Source organism: Lacinutrix salivirga (assembly GCF_053604675.1).
In genome coordinates, this window is sequence record NZ_JBSHNP010000097.1 from 13,836 (window position 1) to 33,316 (window position 19,481).

Annotated in this window: 18 protein-coding genes; 8 read left to right on the forward strand and 10 right to left on the reverse strand. The window is 32.4% G+C overall.

Annotated elements, in window-relative coordinates; genetic code table 11:
• The first annotated feature begins 53 nt into the window (after positions 1 to 53).
• The gene (locus ACVC5O_RS05895) at positions 54 to 1,181 is read left to right on the forward strand and encodes a metal ABC transporter permease (protein WP_452220592.1); all 1,128 of its coding nucleotides are present in this window, start codon (positions 54 to 56) and stop codon (positions 1,179 to 1,181) included.
• Positions 1,174 to 2,334 carry a metal ABC transporter permease gene (locus tag ACVC5O_RS05900; protein ID WP_452220547.1) on the forward strand — a complete coding sequence of 387 codons (1,161 nt, stop codon included), beginning with the start codon at positions 1,174 to 1,176 and terminating at the stop codon, positions 2,332 to 2,334. The genes ACVC5O_RS05895 and ACVC5O_RS05900 overlap by 8 nt, the downstream gene beginning before the upstream one ends.
• Here the strand turns inward: ACVC5O_RS05900 and ACVC5O_RS05905 are convergent.
• From ACVC5O_RS05905 to ACVC5O_RS05915, 3 genes are read right to left on the reverse strand one after another with little or no spacing between them, the layout of a single operon-like run.
• Positions 2,331 to 2,762, reverse strand: a complete 432-nt coding sequence (locus ACVC5O_RS05905) for a hypothetical protein (RefSeq protein ID WP_452220548.1) — start codon at positions 2,760 to 2,762, stop codon at positions 2,331 to 2,333. The two genes, ACVC5O_RS05900 and ACVC5O_RS05905, sit on opposite strands and share 4 nt — an antisense overlap.
• 48 nt (positions 2,763 to 2,810) lie before the next feature.
• Positions 2,811 to 4,058: an MFS transporter gene (locus ACVC5O_RS05910; RefSeq protein WP_452220549.1), complete on the reverse strand. Its 1,248-nt coding sequence runs from the start codon at positions 4,056 to 4,058 to the stop codon at positions 2,811 to 2,813.
• A gap of 2 nt (positions 4,059 to 4,060) precedes the next feature.
• Positions 4,061 to 4,876 (reverse strand): TerB family tellurite resistance protein, encoded by an 816-nt coding sequence (locus ACVC5O_RS05915; RefSeq protein ID WP_452220550.1) that lies wholly within the window; start codon positions 4,874 to 4,876, stop codon positions 4,061 to 4,063.
• 304 nt (positions 4,877 to 5,180) lie between these two features.
• On the opposite strand from ACVC5O_RS05915, the gene ACVC5O_RS05920 reads away from it, so the two are divergent.
• The 4 genes from ACVC5O_RS05920 to ACVC5O_RS05935 all read left to right on the forward strand — a co-directional run bounded on the left by ACVC5O_RS05920 (position 5,181) and on the right by ACVC5O_RS05935 (position 9,327).
• On the forward strand, positions 5,181 to 5,591 hold the full coding sequence (locus tag ACVC5O_RS05920; RefSeq protein WP_452220551.1) for a BrxA/BrxB family bacilliredoxin: 411 nt from the start codon (positions 5,181 to 5,183) through the stop codon (positions 5,589 to 5,591).
• A 120-nt stretch (positions 5,592 to 5,711) separates the two neighbouring features.
• Positions 5,712 to 6,452, forward strand: coding sequence for a lysophospholipid acyltransferase family protein (locus tag ACVC5O_RS05925; protein ID WP_452220552.1), 741 nt, complete (start codon positions 5,712 to 5,714; stop codon positions 6,450 to 6,452).
• A complete protein-coding gene (locus ACVC5O_RS05930) occupies positions 6,430 to 7,098 on the forward strand; it encodes an HD domain-containing protein (RefSeq protein WP_452220553.1) in 669 nt (222 codons plus the stop codon). The genes ACVC5O_RS05925 and ACVC5O_RS05930 overlap by 23 nt, the downstream gene beginning before the upstream one ends.
• A gap of 78 nt (positions 7,099 to 7,176) precedes the next feature.
• Positions 7,177 to 9,327 carry a S46 family peptidase gene (locus tag ACVC5O_RS05935; protein WP_452220554.1) on the forward strand — a complete coding sequence of 717 codons (2,151 nt, stop codon included), beginning with the start codon at positions 7,177 to 7,179 and terminating at the stop codon, positions 9,325 to 9,327.
• 69 nt (positions 9,328 to 9,396) lie between these two features.
• Here ACVC5O_RS05935 and ACVC5O_RS05940 read toward each other — a convergent pair whose 3' ends face one another.
• The 7 genes from ACVC5O_RS05940 to ACVC5O_RS05970 form a co-directional block, all read right to left on the reverse strand.
• Positions 9,397 to 10,155, reverse strand: coding sequence for a hypothetical protein (locus tag ACVC5O_RS05940; protein ID WP_452220555.1), 759 nt, complete (start codon positions 10,153 to 10,155; stop codon positions 9,397 to 9,399).
• A 79-nt stretch (positions 10,156 to 10,234) separates the two neighbouring features.
• Positions 10,235 to 11,017, reverse strand: a complete 783-nt coding sequence (locus ACVC5O_RS05945) for an enoyl-CoA hydratase/isomerase family protein (protein ID WP_452220556.1) — start codon at positions 11,015 to 11,017, stop codon at positions 10,235 to 10,237.
• Between the two features lie 60 nt (positions 11,018 to 11,077).
• A complete protein-coding gene (locus tag ACVC5O_RS05950; protein ID WP_452220557.1) occupies positions 11,078 to 12,481 on the reverse strand; it encodes a sensor histidine kinase in 1,404 nt (467 codons plus the stop codon).
• 88 nt (positions 12,482 to 12,569) lie between these two features.
• On the reverse strand, positions 12,570 to 13,118 hold the full coding sequence (locus tag ACVC5O_RS05955; RefSeq protein ID WP_452220558.1) for a CopD family protein: 549 nt from the start codon (positions 13,116 to 13,118) through the stop codon (positions 12,570 to 12,572).
• Positions 13,118 to 14,476, reverse strand: a complete 1,359-nt coding sequence (locus ACVC5O_RS05960) for an MATE family efflux transporter (protein WP_452220559.1) — start codon at positions 14,474 to 14,476, stop codon at positions 13,118 to 13,120. Before ACVC5O_RS05960 ends, ACVC5O_RS05955 begins: the two co-directional genes overlap by 1 nt.
• Positions 14,477 to 15,520: a ferrochelatase gene (hemH, locus tag ACVC5O_RS05965; RefSeq protein ID WP_452220560.1), complete on the reverse strand. Its 1,044-nt coding sequence runs from the start codon at positions 15,518 to 15,520 to the stop codon at positions 14,477 to 14,479.
• Positions 15,521 to 15,539: 19 nt separating this feature from the next.
• Positions 15,540 to 16,460: a helix-turn-helix transcriptional regulator gene (locus ACVC5O_RS05970; RefSeq protein WP_452220561.1), complete on the reverse strand. Its 921-nt coding sequence runs from the start codon at positions 16,458 to 16,460 to the stop codon at positions 15,540 to 15,542.
• 171 nt (positions 16,461 to 16,631) lie between these two features.
• Here ACVC5O_RS05970 and hemA point away from each other — a divergent pair, with 171 nt between their 5' ends.
• Together hemA and hemC are read left to right on the forward strand one after the other, a co-directional pair.
• On the forward strand, positions 16,632 to 17,894 hold the full coding sequence (hemA, locus tag ACVC5O_RS05975; RefSeq protein ID WP_452220562.1) for a glutamyl-tRNA reductase: 1,263 nt from the start codon (positions 16,632 to 16,634) through the stop codon (positions 17,892 to 17,894).
• A complete protein-coding gene (gene hemC, locus ACVC5O_RS05980; protein WP_452220563.1) occupies positions 17,887 to 19,476 on the forward strand; it encodes a hydroxymethylbilane synthase in 1,590 nt (529 codons plus the stop codon). The genes hemA and hemC overlap by 8 nt, the downstream gene beginning before the upstream one ends.
• Positions 19,477 to 19,481 lie beyond the last annotated feature (5 nt).

Consider the following 19,481-nt stretch of genomic DNA (forward strand, 5'->3'; position numbering starts at 1 on the left):
AAATAAAAAAATAAATTGCGTAGATGGAAGAGATTCCTGCCTTCGCAGGAATTATGGATATAACAGAATATTTTAAACTCGTCTTTAGTGACTACACACTAAGAACCATCACACTTGGAACAGCCATTTTAGGAGCAGTAACAGGTATGTTAGGTAGTTTTGCTGTACTTAGAAAACAGAGCTTGCTTGGAGATGCCATTTCGCATGCAGCACTACCAGGTATTGCTATTGCCTTTTTAATTACTGGAGCAAAGGATAGTAATACATTGCTTTTAGGCGCTTTAGTAAGTGGACTAGTTGGCACATTCTGGATTCGTGGTATTGTTAAAAAAACTCACTTAAAATCAGATACAGCCTTAGGCTTAATTCTTTCCTTATTTTTTGGATTTGGGATGTTGCTATTAACCTTTATTCAAAAACAACCCAATGCCAACCAAGCTGGTTTAGATAAGTATTTATTTGGTCAAGCAGCAACTCTTGTAGAAAGCGATGTATGGCTAATGGCAATAGTTACAGGCTTATGTTTAATTGTACTTTTACTATTTTGGAAAGAATTTAAAATGCTTCTTTTCGATGCCGATTATACAAAAACCCTTGGCTTTAACACCAAATTCATCGATATTTTAATAACAAGTTTTATTGTTTTAGCCATCGTTTTAGGCTTACAAACGGTTGGTGTGGTATTAATGAGTGCTATGTTGTTGGCTCCTGCAGCTGCTGCAAGACAGTGGACAAACAGCTTATCTAAAATGGTGTTTTTAGCAGCAATATTTGGTGCGTTTTCAGGCGTTTTTGGAACAGCAATAAGTGCTACTCAAAGTAATTTATCTACAGGTCCTGTAATTGTGTTAGTCGCTGCAGTATTTGTAGTCTTCTCGTTTATTTTTTCACCAAGCAGAGGCTTGCTTTTTAAGCAAATCCGATTTATAAAAAACAGACGCGATTTAGAATTGCATAAAACCTTAGCTTTTATGTACCATATTGCCGAAACGCATGACGATATTTCGCATCCTCATACTGTGAAAATCCTAAATAATTTTCAAGGTTATACTAGGAAAACACTAAATAAATTAGAACAAAAAGATTACGTAAAAATTAAAGGTAATATGTGGAGTTTAACAGATGAAGGCTTTAAAACTGCCGCAAATTTATATAACCAACAAGCAAATACTAATGAATAGTGCTCAATTCGAAATACAACTCATTGCAAGCTTAGTGGCTATAGCATGTGCTATTCCTGGTACATTTTTAGTGCTTCGTAAAATGGCAATGATAAGCGACGCTATAAGTCACTCTATACTTCCAGGTATTGTTATTGGTTTTTTTATTACTCACGATTTAAATTCGCCATTACTTATATTTTTAGCAGCACTTTCGGGAATAATAACTGTGGTTTTAGTAGAGTATATCCAAAAAACAGGATTGGTAAAAGAAGATACAGCAATAGGATTGGTCTTTCCTGCCTTGTTTAGTATTGGTGTTATTTTAATAGCTAAAAACGCTAATGATATACATTTGGATGTCGATGCTGTTTTGGTTGGAGAATTAGCCTTAGCACCTTTTGATAGGTTACAAATTGGAGGCACAGATGTTGGTCCAAAATCTTTATGGATAGTAGGTTCAATACTTCTAGTAACAATTGGTTTGCTTATTGCCTTTTTTAAGGAATTAAAAATAAGCACGTTCGATAAAGGGTTGGCAGCTTCTCTTGGGTTTTCGCCTGCAATATTACATTATGGTTTAATGTCTGTATCATCTGTAACTACTGTTGGTGCATTCGATGCCGTTGGAGCTATTTTAGTCGTTGCTTTAATGATTGCTCCTGCAGCTACAGCTTATTTGTTAACCACAGACCTAAAAAAAATGCTACTCCTTGCCATTTTATTTGGTGTATTTAGTGCTATTAGTGGATATTGGCTTGCACATTGGTTAGATGCCTCTATTGCTGGATCAATAACCACCATGTTAGGTTTAATATTTTTATTAGTGTATTTATTTGCGCCAAGTAAAGGAGTTATTGCTGTTATGTATAGAGAAAAACAACAACGTACAGAAGTCTCTTTATTAACCTTTCTTCTTCATTTAAAAAATCATAATGAAGAAGAAGAACGCCATGTCAATCATTTACAAGAACATATTAATTGGCAAAAAGTAAGAGCAAAAACGGTTTTAGAATTAGCACAAAAAAACAATATGATTACTATTGAAAACAATGTAGTTTCCTTAACAAATAAAGGCGAAACATTTACCTCTAAAGCTATTGATTATATTATTACAAATGAAGACTCTCAAATTGAAGACATGAAAGACGATTTCTTTCTGTTTAGAGGTTAATTATCGGTTTTAACAAGCGTCATTCCTTTAATCCAAAAAATTTCGGTGTTATAAAAACGTATTGTTGTTTTAATATTTCTGTTCGATTTGTCTCTAGGAGATTTGGTGTGAAACCTTGCTTTTGTATTATTAAAATCTAGAGTAAATTTTTCGTTAAAGTCGCTTTCTTCAGCAAAAAATGAAATTATGTTTTTATTCGAAACCCAAGCCCCTTTACCATAAGAATTTTTTTCTGGTGGAATACCTTGAGCATGATATTCGTAATTATGAAACTCAAACGTACCATCAGCATTTAAAAGTAGTGTGCGTTTTAAATTTTCACTGTTTGAAGAAATAAGAGAATAGCTTCCTGAAATAGAGGCTATTTGAGCTGATGAAAATATGCTTGTTAAAACGATTAATTGGAACAAAACAATTGCTTTTTTCATTTTTTTAATTAGATTAAATTTTAATTTATATATGAAGCAACATTTGTTTTAAGACAAAAACTCTTTCGCTTCTTCAGTTAAATACGTTCTGTCTTCAGTTTTAAAAAGTTTCCAAAACAATAAAGTTAAAACTCCTATAAAAAATAAAATTATTGCGCTTAAACTAAAAAATATTTCATTATCAAAATCTTCAGAATACTCTCTAATACTATCTGCAATTCTATTAAAAAGTAATGAGGGTATTGTTACAAAACTTAACATTATAGCTAAATATTTAGGATTGCTAAATCTAGTAGTTATTGAAAAAAGCATTGGAGAGATAAGCATTTCTCCTAAAGAAAGAAAAAACATAGAACATAAAAAGAGTGCTATGCTTGTTGTCTCAGGATTCTCAGGAATAAATAATAACACGACAAATGAGAGTGCTGAACTCGCTAAGCCAATAAAAAGTTTGAAGAAGGAATTTGTATAAATGCGTGTCCAAAGTATGGCTAAAATTATTAAAACAATCATTCCTATATAAGAATTCAAACCTGATTTAAGAACACTTTCAGGAATAAATGAATCAACATTATTAAAAATTTTCTCTTGAATACTAAATATGTTATAATAAGAATTTTGGTAAATAACCCAAAAAACTCCTGAAATAACTAATGCTGCTAAAATATAAATCACATTTTTACCAAGATTGACGCTCTTAATGTTATAAATTAAATCTTCTTGATTTTCATTCGCCAAAAACACAAATAGTGTTCCAATTAAAACAAAAATTCCAGCTGCAATAAATCCATAATTAAAATTAATGTTCCCTAAATAGCCAGAAACTACTATTCCAAAAAAAGAGCCAATATTAATGGCTACAAATAGTGAAGTAAATCCTGCATCTAATAATTTAGGTTTTTTAAGGTACTGATTACCAAATAATGCTAATGTATTTGATGAAAACAAACCTGTGCTTAAAGTAATTAAGCCAATTCCTAAATATAAACACCAAGGTGTTTGGATACATAATATAAAACATCCTGTTGCTTGCATTATACCTCCTAGTATTGCTGCATTTTTATTTTTTATCAGTAAATCTCCTAAAACAGCTCCTAATAATTTACTAAAAATAACTCCCATTGCAAACCAACCGTATATTGTTAGTGCTTTTTCTCGCGAAAAATTAAAAACACTATCAACCATTAGTAAAACGATTATTGCACGCATGCCATAATAAGAAGCTCTTTCAAAGCAATACGCTAAAGCATACATTAAAGACGATTTAGAATGCGTTATTGAATTGGGTATTATCATCTTTAAAACCCTCTCTCCTTCTGCAACTGCTCGTACGCTTTTTGCACTTGCTTAAATTTATCTTCTGCGCCTTTTTTGTGCTCATCTCCTAAATGCTCTACTTTATCTGGATGGTATTTTTTAGCCATTTTTCTGTAGGCTTTTTTAATTTCATCGTTAGTGGCACTTTTATCTATTTCTAAAATTTTATAAGCATTATCTCTGCTATTATAAAACATTGCTTTTATACTATTGTAGTCTCTAGAACTAATACCTAAATAACCTGCGATGGTGTAAATTTGACGCTCTTCGTCCTCGGTAACCATACCATCTGCTTTGGCTATTCCAAACAAAAAATGCATAAGTTGTAATCGAGAAGCATGATCCATCATTTGCTGAATCTGCCTACACACTTGGCGTAAAGGTACTGTTTGTTTACTTATGTTTTTAAAGAGTTTAAAAGCCTTATTAGCTCTGTCTTTTCCATACATACTTACAAACTGCTGGCGCACAAAATCTAACTCGCGTTGGTCCTGTTTACCATCTGCCTTAATTACAACAGAAGCTAAAATTAATAAACTAACCTCAAAATCTCCAGAGGTGGTTTGTGCTCTACGCTGTTGTTGGGTTCTATAGTTTGGTTGTGTTCTGTAAGGTTCTCGCTGTCCATATCGAGGGCGTTGTGTTCTGCGTGAATAATCACCTTGACCAATTGTAAAGCCACCTTTTCCAGAGGCAAAAGCATCTCCCAAACTTCCTAATGCTAAACCAATTATTGCTCCTATTGGTCCTCCAAACGACCAACCTAAAGTTGCACCTATCCATTTTAATCCACTCATGTATTGTATTCTTTTTATAGAATTGTAAATATACTATTTTGTTAGTAGATTAAAATTGCATTTTGTTACTGCTGTTAGTTGGTAAGTGCGTTAAGGAGTACTCATACACACTATTTTAAAGAAATCGCGATTGCTTAGTAATTGAAACGGCATCCTTTTTTGTGCGCGCTTACACGCAAAAAAGATATAGTGTATAGCCTGACCTTATGGCACCATAGTGACATAAGGTAACGCCATAATATAAATTGCATGGTTTTTGATTATCTTTGCACAAGATAGATTTATAACATAAAATTAAAAGAATATGTATCCAGCAGAATTAGTAAAACCAATGCGTGAAGACTTAACTAACGTAGGTTTTGAAGAATTACATACAGCAGAAGCAGTAAACGAAGCCATTGCAAAAGAAGGCACAACTTTAGTGGTTGTAAATTCGGTTTGTGGTTGTGCAGCAGCTAATGCAAGACCAGGAGCTAGAATGAGTTTACAAAATGCAAAAAAACCAACAAATATTGTAACGGTTTTTGCAGGTGTAGATAAAGAAGCTACTGACCAAGCAAGAGCACACATGGTCCCTTTTCCTCCAAGCTCGCCAAGTATGGCTTTGTTTAAAAACGGAGAATTAGTACACATGTTAGAGCGTCATCATATTGAAGGTCGTCCTGCAGAGTTAATTGCAGAAAACCTTGTTGATGCTTACAATGAACATTGCTAAAACATGTTTTTAAAAGTAAAACCTATTTTACTTTTAAAGTATATTGCTAACAAAAAGCACATAAAAGCCACGATTATGTCGTGGTTTTTTTAATTTTGACTATTTAATTATTTGCAAATAATGAGAAAGCTAATTGCGTATCCTCTAACTATTATTTACTATCTGTTTTTTGGTTTATGTTTAGTTATTTTCCATCCTATACAATGGTTTTGTCTAAGAGTTTTTGGCTATCAGGCTCATAAAAAAAGTGTGGACTATTTAAATGGTGGCCTTACGCGTTGTTTGCATATTTTAGGCATCACTTTCGATTTTAAAATCCCTAAAAATTTACCTAAAAATGCTCCAGTAATTGTTGTTGCTAATCACCAAAGCATGAATGATATTCCTCCAATTATATGGTTTATGCGTAGGTTTCATTTAAAATTTATTAGTAAAAAAGAGTTAGGTAAAGGGATTCCAAGTGTGTCTTTTAATTTGCGCCATGGAGGTTCTGTTTTAATAGACAGAAAAGATCCCAAACAAGCGGTTGCTAAAATAAAAGAGATGGCTAATTATATTGAAACCCATAATAGAGGTGTAGTTATTTTTCCTGAAGGGACAAGAAGTAGAAATGGAGTGCCAAAACCTTTTCAAACCAGAGGATTAACTACATTATTTGAACATGCTCCAAACGCTTATGTATTACCTGTAACTATAAATAATTCTTGGAAAACATTAATTTATGGCAAATTTCCGATGGGAATTGGGAATCGTTTAAAATTTACTATTCATAAACCATTATTTGTGAAGGATTTTGACACAAAAACATTGATTGAACATATAGAAACTACTATAAAAAATGACATCATCGTTAAGCAATAGTGAGCTAATAGAAGCTACAATAGTATTTGTAAAAAACACTTTAAAAAATGCTGAAGGTGGACACGATTGGTTTCACACATTAAGAGTATATAACACTGCTAAGCTTATTTCTAAAAATGAAGACGTAGATAGCCTTGTTGTTGCGCTTGGAGCTCTATTGCATGATATTGCAGACAGTAAGTTTTATAATGGAGATAGTAGTATTGGTCCAAAAATGGCAACTGAATTTTTAACTCAACACAAGGTAAATTCTAACACTATAGACCATGTTATTAAAATTATAGAAAACACCTCCTACAGCGCTAACATAAATAACAATTCGCCTTTTAGATCTATTGAGTTAGAGGTTGTACAAGATGCAGACAGACTAGAAGCTATTGGTGCCATTGGTATTGCTAGAGCGTTTAACTATGGTGGTTTTAAAAATAGAGCACTTTATAATCCAGAGATTACACCTAATTTAAAGATGACCAAAGCAGAATATAAAGCCTCCACTGCTCCAACTATTAATCATTTTTACGAAAAACTTTTGCTTTTAAAAGACACCATGAATACAAAAACTGGTCTTAAAATTGCAGAGCAACGTCACCAATACATGCTTGGCTTTTTAGAGCAGTTTTATGCAGAATGGGAAGGAAAAAAGTAACATGAATTTAACAAATTTAGTGGCTGAGAGCCTTAAAAAAATAAGTATTTTTAGGGTTTAAAAAATAAATTTAAAAACATGAAAAAATTATCGCTTACTCTAATTGCCTTTATGCTTTTAACACCATCTGTAATGATGGCAAATGAAGGAATGTGGTTTTTAATGCATATAAAACGATTAATAGATCGTGATATGCAAAAAATGGGATTACAATTAACAGCAGAAGAAATCTACAGTGTAAACAACCAAAGTTTAAAAGACGCTATTGTACAATTTAATGGAGGTTGTACTGCAAGTATTGTTTCAGATAGTGGGTTGGTTTTAACAAATCATCATTGTGGTTACGATGCCATTGCAGAATTATCTACTGCTGAAAAAAACCACTTAAAAAACGGATATTGGGCAGGTTCTATAGCTGAAGAATTAAAACCAGAAAGCCTATACGTTCGCTTTTTTGTTAGAATGGATGATGTATCTAAGCGTATTTTATCTCAAGTCAATGATTCTATGACTGAGAAGGAACGCGAAGCAGCTATTAATAAAGAAATAGCAAAAATTGAACAAGAAAATAATGAAGGAGGAAAATATACCGTTTCTGTGCGTTCTTTCTTCCAAGGAAATGAGTTTTACTACTTTGTTTATGAAGATTATAAAGATGTTCGTTTAGTAGGTACTCCTTCAGAAAATGTTGGGAAATATGGTGGAGACACAGACAACTGGGAATGGCCAAGGCACACAGGAGATTTCGCTTTATTTAGAGTCTATGCAGATGCTAATGGAAATCCAGCAGATTATTCTACTAATAACGTTCCATTAAAAGCAAAATACCATTTGCCTGTTAATATAAATGGTGTAAAAGAAAATGATTTTGCCATGATTTTAGGGTATCCTGGAAGAACAAACCGTTGGATGCCAGCACAAGGTGTTGAGCAAAATGTAAAATACGCATATCCTGCTTGGGTTGAAGGGTCTAAATTAAGTATGGATGTACTTAAAAAATACATGGACGAAAGCGAAGAGGTAAACCTAATGTATGCTTCAAAATATGCTGGTATTGCTAACTACTGGAAAAATAGAGGCGGAATGATAGAGGCTTTAACCAAACATAAAACTGTAGAAAAAAAGAGCAAAACAGAAGCCGAATTTAAAAAGTGGGCTAATAAAAAAGAAAACAGAGCAACCTACGGAAATGTTATTGAAAACATTAATAACTATTATAATCTAACTAATGAAAAAGCAAAGCACGATAATTATTTAATTGGGATGTTGCGTTCTAGTAAGTTTTCGGTTTTACCTTATAGAATTGGATCTGCACTCAAACAATATGCAAGCGAAAACGAAGCAAAACGTAAAGAAATGCTTCCTAGAATACAAGCACTTATAGAAGGCCAATATAAAGATTATTATTTGCCACTAGAAAAAGATGTTTTTGCGGCTCAACTTGGTTTATATGCTAAAAAATCTAATTATGCTTTACCAGAACTTGTAAGAGAGATTGGGGCAAAAAACAACAACGACTTTTCAAATTATGTAAATGCTATTTTTGATTTGAGTTTATTTTCTACTAAAGAAGGTGCATTAGCATTTTTACAGTATCCTGATGCAGCTATCTTAGAGAGTGATCCTTTATATAAATTATCTAACCAATTATTAGATAAATATAGAGAAAGCCCAGAACATTTAGTGAAACCAGAAAATGATTTCCAAGCAGCTTACAGACTGTTAGTTGCTGGTTTACGTGAGTCTGGGTTAAGCAAAATTGAATATCCAGATGCAAATTCTACACTTCGTTTATCTTATGGTAAAGTTAGAGCTTTGCCTGCAGACAGTAGAAACGACGCTAGTATTAACAACTATACGACTTTTAAAGGTATGATGAATAAATACAAACCTGGTGATCATGAGTTTGATTTATCTCAAAACATGCTAGATGTTAATCCAAAGAAAGATTTTGGTCGTTACGCAAACGACAAAGGCGAGTTACCAGTAAACTTTTTAACCGATAATGATATTACTGGAGGAAACTCTGGATCGCCTGTAATAAACGGAAAAGGTGAATTAATTGGTTTGGCTTTTGATGGTAATATTGAAGCTATGGCAGGAGATGTTATTTTTGATACAGAACTACAACGTACTATAAATGTAGATATTAGATACGTGCTTTGGCTAATAGATAAATACTCTAATGCAAAGCATATTGTAGATGAGTTAACTATTATTACAGACTAAGAAAAAATAAGAGCATAAAAAAAACTCCAACGAATTGTTGGAGTTTTTTTTATGCTCTTATTTTACTAGTTATTCCATGTAAGAATAAGTTAGAGAATAGACATTAATTTCCTCATCTTGTACAGACTCTCCTGTAATTGTAGCTGATGTTGGATAATTAGCAGAGTTATAATTATAGTCCGCTTTTATTTCATATTCTATATTACCTTCAGAATCCTTATAAATTATTTCTTTGATGTTTTTTGAAGGAAATAAAGCTCTGGCTTGTACAATTTCTGGAGCAGAAGGATTCATGCTAAAGTTTAAATCAACATCATCCATAACATCAATAAGTCCTGCTGCTTCTAATGTATAAAAATAGGGATTAGGTTGACTGTCATAACTTACCTCTGCAGTATATTCCAATGTAGTATAAGTGTTGGTATTAAAATCATACTCTTCCTCAAAAAAACGAATCGTTTTTGGATTTCCATTAGCATCATATTCTTCTACCTCACCAGTTTCAAAAGCATCATAAGGAGACTCGTATAATTCTTCTATATTAAAAGTATCACCTTGTCCAGTAATATTTGTTAAATCTCCATTGTCATATACAAATAAACTTGTTTCCTGACCATCTGTTGCACTTGTCACTCTATTGTTTTCGTTGTAGTTTATTGTAATCGTAGTGTTTTCTGTCATATCTTGAGCAGAAACCATTGCAATACTTGTAATTAGCTTTTCAACTGCATTAGGATTATTATTATTAAACTCCTCAGATGTGCTATCATCACAACTTGTAAATACTGCTACCATTAGTAATGATAATGTAATTAATTTTACTTTCATGTTATTTTTTAATTTAAAATTTCATCAAAAATATACTTTTAAATAAAATGAGCAATATTAATATAAGATTTTTCTCTAATTATTTTCCAGGAAAATCTGCTTTTCGTTTTTCTAAAAATGCAGTGGTTCCTTCTTTAAAATCTTCGGTTCCAAAGCAGTTTCCAAACTGTTCTATTTCAACTTTAAAACCATCAACACCAACTTTATAATTAGCGTTTATAGATTTAATGGCCTTACTTATGGCTACAGAGGAGTTTCGCATAATTTTACTTGCTATTTTTGTAGCTAATGGCATTAATTCTTCTGGAGTTGTCACATGGTTTACCAACCCATAATTGTGTGCAGTTGCAGCATCAATCATTCCTGCAGTCATAACTAGTTCCATAGCACGACCTTTACCAACCAATTGAGGTAAACGTTGTGTGCCTCCATAACCAGGTATAACACCCAAACTCACTTCTGGTAAACCCATTTTTGCATTATCACTTGCTACTCTAAAATGGCAAGCCATAGCCAATTCTAATCCTCCTCCAAGTGCAAATCCATTAACTGCAGCTATAACTGGTGTTTCTAAATTTTCCACAAAATCGAATAATAATTCTTGTCCTTTTGCTGCTAATTTTCCTCCATTTTCAACATTAAAATTTGCAAACTCACTAATATCTGCTCCTGCAACAAATGCTTTTTCTCCACTACCAGTAATAATAATTACTTTGGTGGCACTATCATTATTTGCCACATCAAAAGCAGAGTGTAACTCCTGTATAGTTTCACTATTAAGCGCGTTTAATTTGTTAGGTCTGTTTATAGTAATTGTAGTTATTCCGTTTTCGAAAGCTGAAAGAATTGAGTTGTAAGACATAAATTTTGGTTTTTAATTGTAATTTATTAGTCATTGAGAGAACTTAGTAATATTCTCTATTTATTTTGGAAAAGTAACAGTAAAAGTTGTTCCTATTCCTAGTTGCGATACAAAGGTAATTGTTCCTTTATAAGTTTCCATAATATTTTTCACCATTCCTAAACCTAATCCCATTCCACTATTTTTAGTTGTAAATTTAGGTTCAAAGATTTTTAACTTATTATCTTCAGTAATACCAATCCCATTATCTGAAACGGTAATTTCAATGGTGTCTTCTTTTTCTAAAACTGAAACACTAATTTTAGGTGTTTGTCCTTCAGGTATTGCTTGTATGCCATTTTTAATAAGGTTTGTAATTACGCGTATAAGCTGAGTACGATCAAAAGTGGCAATAATTTCTTCTTTATTTGAAGAAAACTCTATATAATCTTCATTAAAAATATCTAACGAAAGGTTTACAACCTCAACCACATTAAGGGTTTCATTTTTTTGAGCAGGCATTTTAGCAAAATTAGAAAATGCCGATGCAATAGAACTCATAGTATCTATTTGCTGAATTAATGTTTTACTATATTCTTCTACTTTTTGATGAATATTAGGGTCTTCCGGATTAAATTTACGCTCAAAACTTTGAACTGTCAATCGCATTGGAGTTAACGGGTTTTTAATCTCATGTGCAACTTGCTTTGCCATTTCTCTCCATGCTTGCTCGCGCTCACTTTTAGCAAGCTTAACGGCACTTTCCTCTAACTCATCAATCATACTATTATACGAGTTAACAAGTGTTGCAATTTCCTCGCTTGTATCATCAATATCTATACGTTCGTTTCGTTTTTCTAGTCGTGTAGCATTTATTTTTTCACTTATAGTTTTAAGAGTTCTTGTAATGTATTTAGACAAAAAATATGCTAAAGCTATGGCTATTAAAAGCATTAAAATGTAGGTGTATGCCAAACGATACAAAAACTCTCTTAGCTCTTTAGCTAAAAAATCGTCGTTTTCAAGGTAAGGTAAATTTAAAATTGCTAGGGGCTTAGACTTTTGATCTGTTATATAAGAATATGAAGACCTAAATGTTTCTCCATTTTCTTTTCTTTTTATTACATGTCTATGTGCTGCAGTATTCGCTAATTTATTTAATATTTCTGCCTCTATACAGTTTCCTACAGAGTCTAATGGGAATGCAGCTTTTGAGGATTTTAATAGTGTTCCATCAATATCGTAAAAACTCAATTGTAGTTGGTGCACATCTGCCAATCGATAGATTTCATCTTTAAAAATAAATGGGATTTTTTCAGGTTTTACCTCAAAAGTGGTTTCTTTTATCACATAATTTATATCGCGTTTTATTGCGGTTTCTTTTCGCTCTAAACGCTGTTTGTGATAGTCTTGAGTTTCTTCGGTATATTGATAAATAGCAACGCTTGCAATTAAAATTGAAGCTAATATGATTAATAAAATCATAGCTATAAATATGCGTATTCTTAAAGAGAATTTTTTGAATTTCATAAATCTGTATCTCGCATAAATATAGCAATAATCAAACCAAAATTTAGGCTTCTGGATTCTTGCTTCTAATGTTTTTGTAGATTTTAAAACCAAGCATTAGTAAAATACCTAAAACAAAAATGCCAATAACGCCAAACACCCAATTAATTGCACTTTTTAATATCACTAAAAATACAACTGCAAAAAGTATAAATGTTGCGCCTTCATTCCATAATCGCATAAAATTAGAAGTTTTATTGACTACTCCTCTTTGTAATTGTTTATAAAATTGATGCGTTTTTAACTGGTAAATTATGAGCAAAACTACAAACCCTAATTTTACGTGCATCCATGATTGCTCTAACCAACTAGGCATTAAAACAAGTAACCAGATTGCAAAAATGGTTGCTAATATTGCCGAAGGCCAAGTGATGATAGTCCATAAACGTTTTGCCATTAATTGTAATTGTTTACCTAAAATTTCCTTTTCTGGCGATGGTTTGTGATGTGCTTCGATTTGATACACAAATAATCTTGGAATGTAAAAAAGACCAGCAAACCAAGTGATTACAAATATTAAATGTAGCGCTTTTATGTAGTTATAATATTCCATTATGTCGTTTCTTTTTCTGGCACTAAATTAGTTTTTACCTCTCTATTTAAAAAATAAGCGGTTATAATTGTTGCTAAAACATCTGCAATAGGAAAAGACATCCACACACCTAATTCTCCAAAAAACTGTGGAAGGATAAATATTAACGGAATAAATATAAATCCTTGTCTGGTTAAGGTTAATAATAATGCTGGAGTGGCTTTACCGATGGCCTGAAAATAAGCAGCTCCAATAAGTTGGATAGCAACAATTGGAGTGACAGCAAAAACCCATCGCATAGCACTTGGTGTTTCTTTAATTACTTCTGCATCTGTAGTAAATAATCTGGTTATAGCCTCCGGAAACACCATTAATACTATAAATACAACAACACCCAATCCTACAGCATACTTTATGGCAATTGAAATAGTTTCTTTAACACGATCATATTTATGAGCGCCATAATTAAAACCAGCAATAGGTAGAAACCCTTGTGTTATGCCATAAACCGGAAACAAGGCAAACATAAGCATTCGTCCAACAATTGCATAAGCTGTTACTGAAGATTCGCCTCCTAAATCGTATAAAATATTATTCATTAATAAATAGGTAATACTTACTACTGCTTGTCTTGCTAAGGTTACAAATCCTAAAGAACCAATTTCTGAAACTATTGAAGTATTGAGACCAAAGTGATTGAAATCAATTTTTAATTCGGAATTTTTAGAAAGAAAAAACCAGAATATAAACCCAAAACATAGCAGATAAGATACTGTAGTTGCCCAAGCAGCTCCTTCCATACCAAAATCTAACAGATTAATAAAAATATAGTCTAATATTAAATTCCCAACCGATGGGATTAACATGGCATACATTGCAAATTTTGGTTTACCTTCTGCTCTAATTACAGTATTTCCCATCATGCAAAGTGCTAAAAAGGGTACACCATAAAGTACAATAGTATAGTATATTTTAGCAGGTTCATAAATGGCGCCTTTACCACCAAAAGCAGGTACAATAGAATCTACAAACGCTAATCCAACGATTACAAAACTAATAGTTAGCAATAAAGTTAACGTAAGTTGATTTCCAAAAACTTTTAATGCTTTTAGTTTATTATTTGCGCCTAAAGCTCTAGATATAATTGAAGAACCTCCAACACCAATACTCATTCCTAAAGCTGCAATAAAAAAGGAAACAGGCAACACGACATTAATAGCTGCAATTGCTGTAGATCCTATCCAACGACCAACAAATATAGTATCTACTAAAATATTTAGAGACATCACTAATATGCCAATTGAAGCAGGAACAGCTTGTTTAATTAATAGTTTTCCTATGGGTTGTGTACCTAAATGAGTGGATTGGTTGTTTTTCATTTACACAGAAACTGGTGCTTTGCTCCATTCGTTAATCCATTGTGCTAATAGAGCCACCCAATTCTCATCTGTATTTAAACATGGAATGGTTGTAAATTCTTTTCCGCCAGCTTCATGAAAAATTTCTTCGCCTTCCATTGCAATTTCTTCTAAAGTTTCTAAACAATCGCTTACAAAAGCAGGAGTTACAATTGCTAACTTTTTAACTCCTTGTGTTCCTAAACGCTCAATTGTACGATCTGTATAAGGTTGTAACCAAGGGTCGAAACCTAATCTGGATTGGAAAGATGTGGAATACGTGCCTTCTTCTAGTTTTAAATTTTCAGCGACCAAACGTGTGACTTCTTTACATTGATGTTTGTAGCAAAATTCGTGAGCTTTACTTGGTGTTTTGCAACACACACAATTTTCTATATCACTTGGCTTACAATGCGAATTAGTGATGTCGCTTTTTCTAATGTGACGTTCTGGTACTCCATGATAAGAAAACAATAAATGCTCGTAATCTTTAGACTCTAAATCCTTTTTAATAGACTGTGAAAGTACAGAGATATAATCTGGATTATTATAAAAAGCAGGTAACGATTCTATAGTTAAATTTGGGAAAAATTCTTGTCTAATCTCTTCTGCTAAAACCAAAATAGTTTCGGTTGTTGCCATTGCAAATTGAGGATATAAAGGGATTAAAAACACCTCTTCCACACCTTTATCTACTAATTCTTGTAATCCTTTTTTAATAGTCATACTTCCATAACGCATAGCGAGAGCCACAGGATAACTAACCTGTTCTTGCACTTTGTCTTGTAATTGCTCTGACAAAACAATTAATGGCGAACCCTCTTCCCACCATATTTTTTTATAGGCTTTGGCAGAGGCTTTTGGTCTTGTGTTTAAAACAATTCCTTTTACAATTAATGTTCTTGCCCAAAGCGGAACATCAATTACGCGCTCATCCATTAAGAACTCACCTAAATACTTTTTTACATCTTTTGGCTCTGGACTATCTGGAGACCCAAGATTTACTAATAAAACTCCTTTTTTCATAAATTGTAATCCCTGTTTTTTAACTAATTGATTGTAAATATTTTTTTGGCGTTGTGCCATATTTCTTTTTAAAAGCTGTTATAAAATGGCTAGAGGTACTGTAACCTACTTTTAAACCTACTTCATTAACATTATGTGCTCCAGATTCTAATAACTTACGCGATACTTCTAGTTTATAATCTAGTAAAAAGCTAAACACCGAGTCGCCATAGATTTGTTTAAACCCTTCCTTTAATTTTTTTAAGGATAAGCCAATCTCATCTGCCAGTTCTTGTAAACTTGGAGGTTCTGCCATTCGAGCTATAATAATATCTTTGGCTTTTCGTATTTTTATAACGTTGGTTTCATCTACTAAAAAAGGACATTGCTCAATATCTGCATCTTCACTTCTGTTAAAATACAGGCTTAAAAGCTCGTAACCTTTTCCTTTAAAATAGAGTGGTTTAATACTTGTGTTTAAATTATAATGTAAGAGTTGGTTAAGCACTATAGACATTGATGGTGTAATTTTTCCATCTTTATAGTACTTTTTATCTTTATTATCTTCACTTAAAAACGTGATGTAGCCTGCTTCTTGCGAAAATAAACCATGAAATTTTTTAATTGAAATAATAACAGTCACCAACCAAGTATTTGGATTGACTTGTAAATGAATAGGTAAATTACGTTGCGGATTGTATAATAATAACGAGGTATCTTCAGCAGTATTTAATACATAATTTCCATTATTAAAATTAAATTTACTCAATCCTTTTATACAAAAATGAAACTGTATAAAACTGCTATCTATATCACGCTCAATGATTTGTATTGTATCAGTTTCATTTTTAAAAGTGAGCACAAAAAAATCATCGTCAATTAAAGTTTCATCAAAAAACCCTTTAGCGATACTTTTAGCATCTATTTTTTTAATCGTATTTAATTCTTTATTTAGATTCATTCTAAACTAATGTTTTCAAAACTCTTGTTATTACTGCAAAAATATGACATTTATCATCTAAATAATAAAAAGAACGTTAAAAAACCACAAGCGATACTAAAAGTTCTTTTAGCGTTACTTTTTAACAGTAGTTCGCTATAAATTTGCTGTCGTTAAGTCCCAATAGAACAAATGGAACAATATAATATTTCGAGAGGTACATATTTTTATGCCATAGGCTTAAGTTATAAAAAAGCCGATGCCGAAATTCGTGGTCATTTTAGTTTAGACGAAAACGCCAAACAAGCCTTGCTTACTCAAGCAAAAGAAGAGAATATAGAAAGTTTAATAGTAACCTCAACGTGTAATAGAACCGAAATTTTTGGATTTGCACAACACCCTTTTCAACTTATAAAACTGCTTTGCGACAATACAAAAGGCACTGTTGAGGAGTTTCAAAAAGTGGCTTATGTTTATAAAAACAAAGACGCTATTTCGCATCTTTTTCGTGTTGGTTCTGGTTTAGATAGCCAAATTTTAGGTGATTTTGAGATTATTAGTCAGTTAAAAACTAGTGCTCGACGTTCAAAAAAAGCAGGATTACTAAATCATTTTATAGAGCGTTTAGTAAATCATGTAATACAAGCAAGTAAGCGTATTAAAAATGAAACTGAAATTTCTTCAGGCGCAACCTCTGTGTCTTTTGCCTCTGTGCAGTATATTATGAAACATGTTCAGAACATTTCAGAAAAAAACATATTGCTTTTCGGAACAGGTAAAATTGGTAGAAACACGTGTGAAAATTTGGTAAAACACACTAAAAATGAGCAAATAACACTAATTAATAGAACAAAAACTAAAGCCGAAGCTATTGCTGGCAAATTTAACCTTGTCGTTAAAGATTATAACAATTTACAAGAAGAAATTACAGATTCAGACGTTTTAATAGTTGCTACTGGAGCACAAAATCCAACAATAGACAAGCATATTATTCAATCTAAAAAAGAATTATTGATTTTAGATTTATCGATTCCTAAAAATGTAAACAATAATGTTAGAGAATTACCTAACATAAAACTTATACATTTAGACGATTTAGCGCAAATTACCGACGATACTTTAGAGCGTAGAAAACATCATATTCCTGTTGCAGAAACTATAATAGAAGAGGTTAAAGCAGAATTTAACTCTTGGTTAGAAACCAGAAAATTTGCACCTACAATTAAAGCGCTTAAAAACAAACTTCACGATTTTAAAATAGCAGAGCTTGATACGCAACGCAAAAAAATAACCGATTTTAACGAGGAACAAGCAGAGCTTATAAGTAATAATATTATTCAGAAAATAACTAATCACTTTGCACATCACTTAAAAGATGATAACAGCTCTACAGACGAAAGTTTAGAGTTTATAAAAAAAGTGTTTCACTTAGAAGAGACCACAAAACATGTCTAAAATAATTAGAATTGGAACTCGAGATAGCGAGTTGGCATTATACCAAGCCAAAGCAGTACAAAATCAATTAGAACATTTAGGTCATAAAACGGCTTTAGTTCCTATAAAATCTATAGGAGATTTACAATTAAACAAACCCATTTACGAGCTTGGCATTACAGGTGTTTTTACCAAAACACTAGATATTGCAATGCTAAATAACGATATTGACATTGCAGTACATAGCTTAAAAGATGTTCCAACAGAGTTGCCTAAAGGCATTATACAAGCTGCAGTTTTAAAGCGTGGCAACGTTAGAGACACTTTAGTTTTTAAAAAAAATGAAGAATTTTTAGGAAGCAAAGATGCTGTAATTGCTACAGGAAGTTTACGCAGAAGAGCACAATGGCTAAACAGGTATCCAACACATACTGTAGAAGACATACGAGGTAATGTCATTTCGCGTTTACAAAAACTAGAGGATAACGCACATTGGAATGCTGCTATTTTTGCTGCTGCAGGATTAGGTAGAATAAATGTTAGACCAGAAGATGCAATAAACCTAAATTGGATGATTCCTGCTCCAGGACAAGGCGCAATAATGATTACCGCTTTAGAAGAAGATGAAGAAACACGTGCAATTTTAGCCGAAATTAACCACGAAGAAACTGAAATTTGTACAACCATTGAACGTAAATTTTTAAATAAATTAGAAGGTGGTTGTAGTGCTCCAATTGGAGCGTTAGCATTTATAAAAGACGAAGAAATTACTTTTGAAGGCGTTTTACTGAGTCCAGATGGAAGTAAAAAAATTGAAGTTAAACGTGTTGAAAAACTTGGTGAACACCATGACATTGCTAATTTTTCGGCTAATTACGTTATCGAAAAAGGCGGAAAGCGCTTAATGGATAAAATTAAATTAGGCACTCAAAACACAAATGTATATTCTACAAAAACGCTAACCGAAGATCAAAAGCAACTTTTTCACCAAAAAGTAGTGTCGGACAGTAGCGATTTTATAAAAATTAGCACTAATAGAATCCATCCTAGTGTACTTAAAAACGAAATCGAAAACGTAATTATTACTAGTAAAAATGCAGTAGAATCCTTAGTTACAAACTACTCTGCAGCAGAGCTTCAATTTAAAAATATTTACTGTGTTGGTCGTCGTACAAAAAAGATGATAGAAAACAGAATAGGCAAAGTAAAACACAGCGAAAAAAACGCAGAAAAATTAGCCAATTATTTAGTTGAATTTATTGAAGGTACAGAAGTTACCTATTTTTGTAGTGATTTACGTTTAGATGCCTTACCAACCATACTTGAAGAAAATAACATAAAAGTTAACGAAGTAGAAGCTTACCAAACAAAGTTTGATAGTTATAAAATAGACGATACTGTAGAGGCAGTAATGTTTTATAGTCCATCTACTGTACAAAGTTTTAAAAAGGAAAACATTGTAAACGATACCATGATTGCCTTTTGTATTGGCGAAACCACAGCAAAAGAAGCAAGCAAACATTTTAAAGACGTAAGAGTTGCAAAAGTACCAACAGTAGAGAGTGTTATTGAGTTGGTGAATGCGTATTATATTCCTGCGTAGGCAGG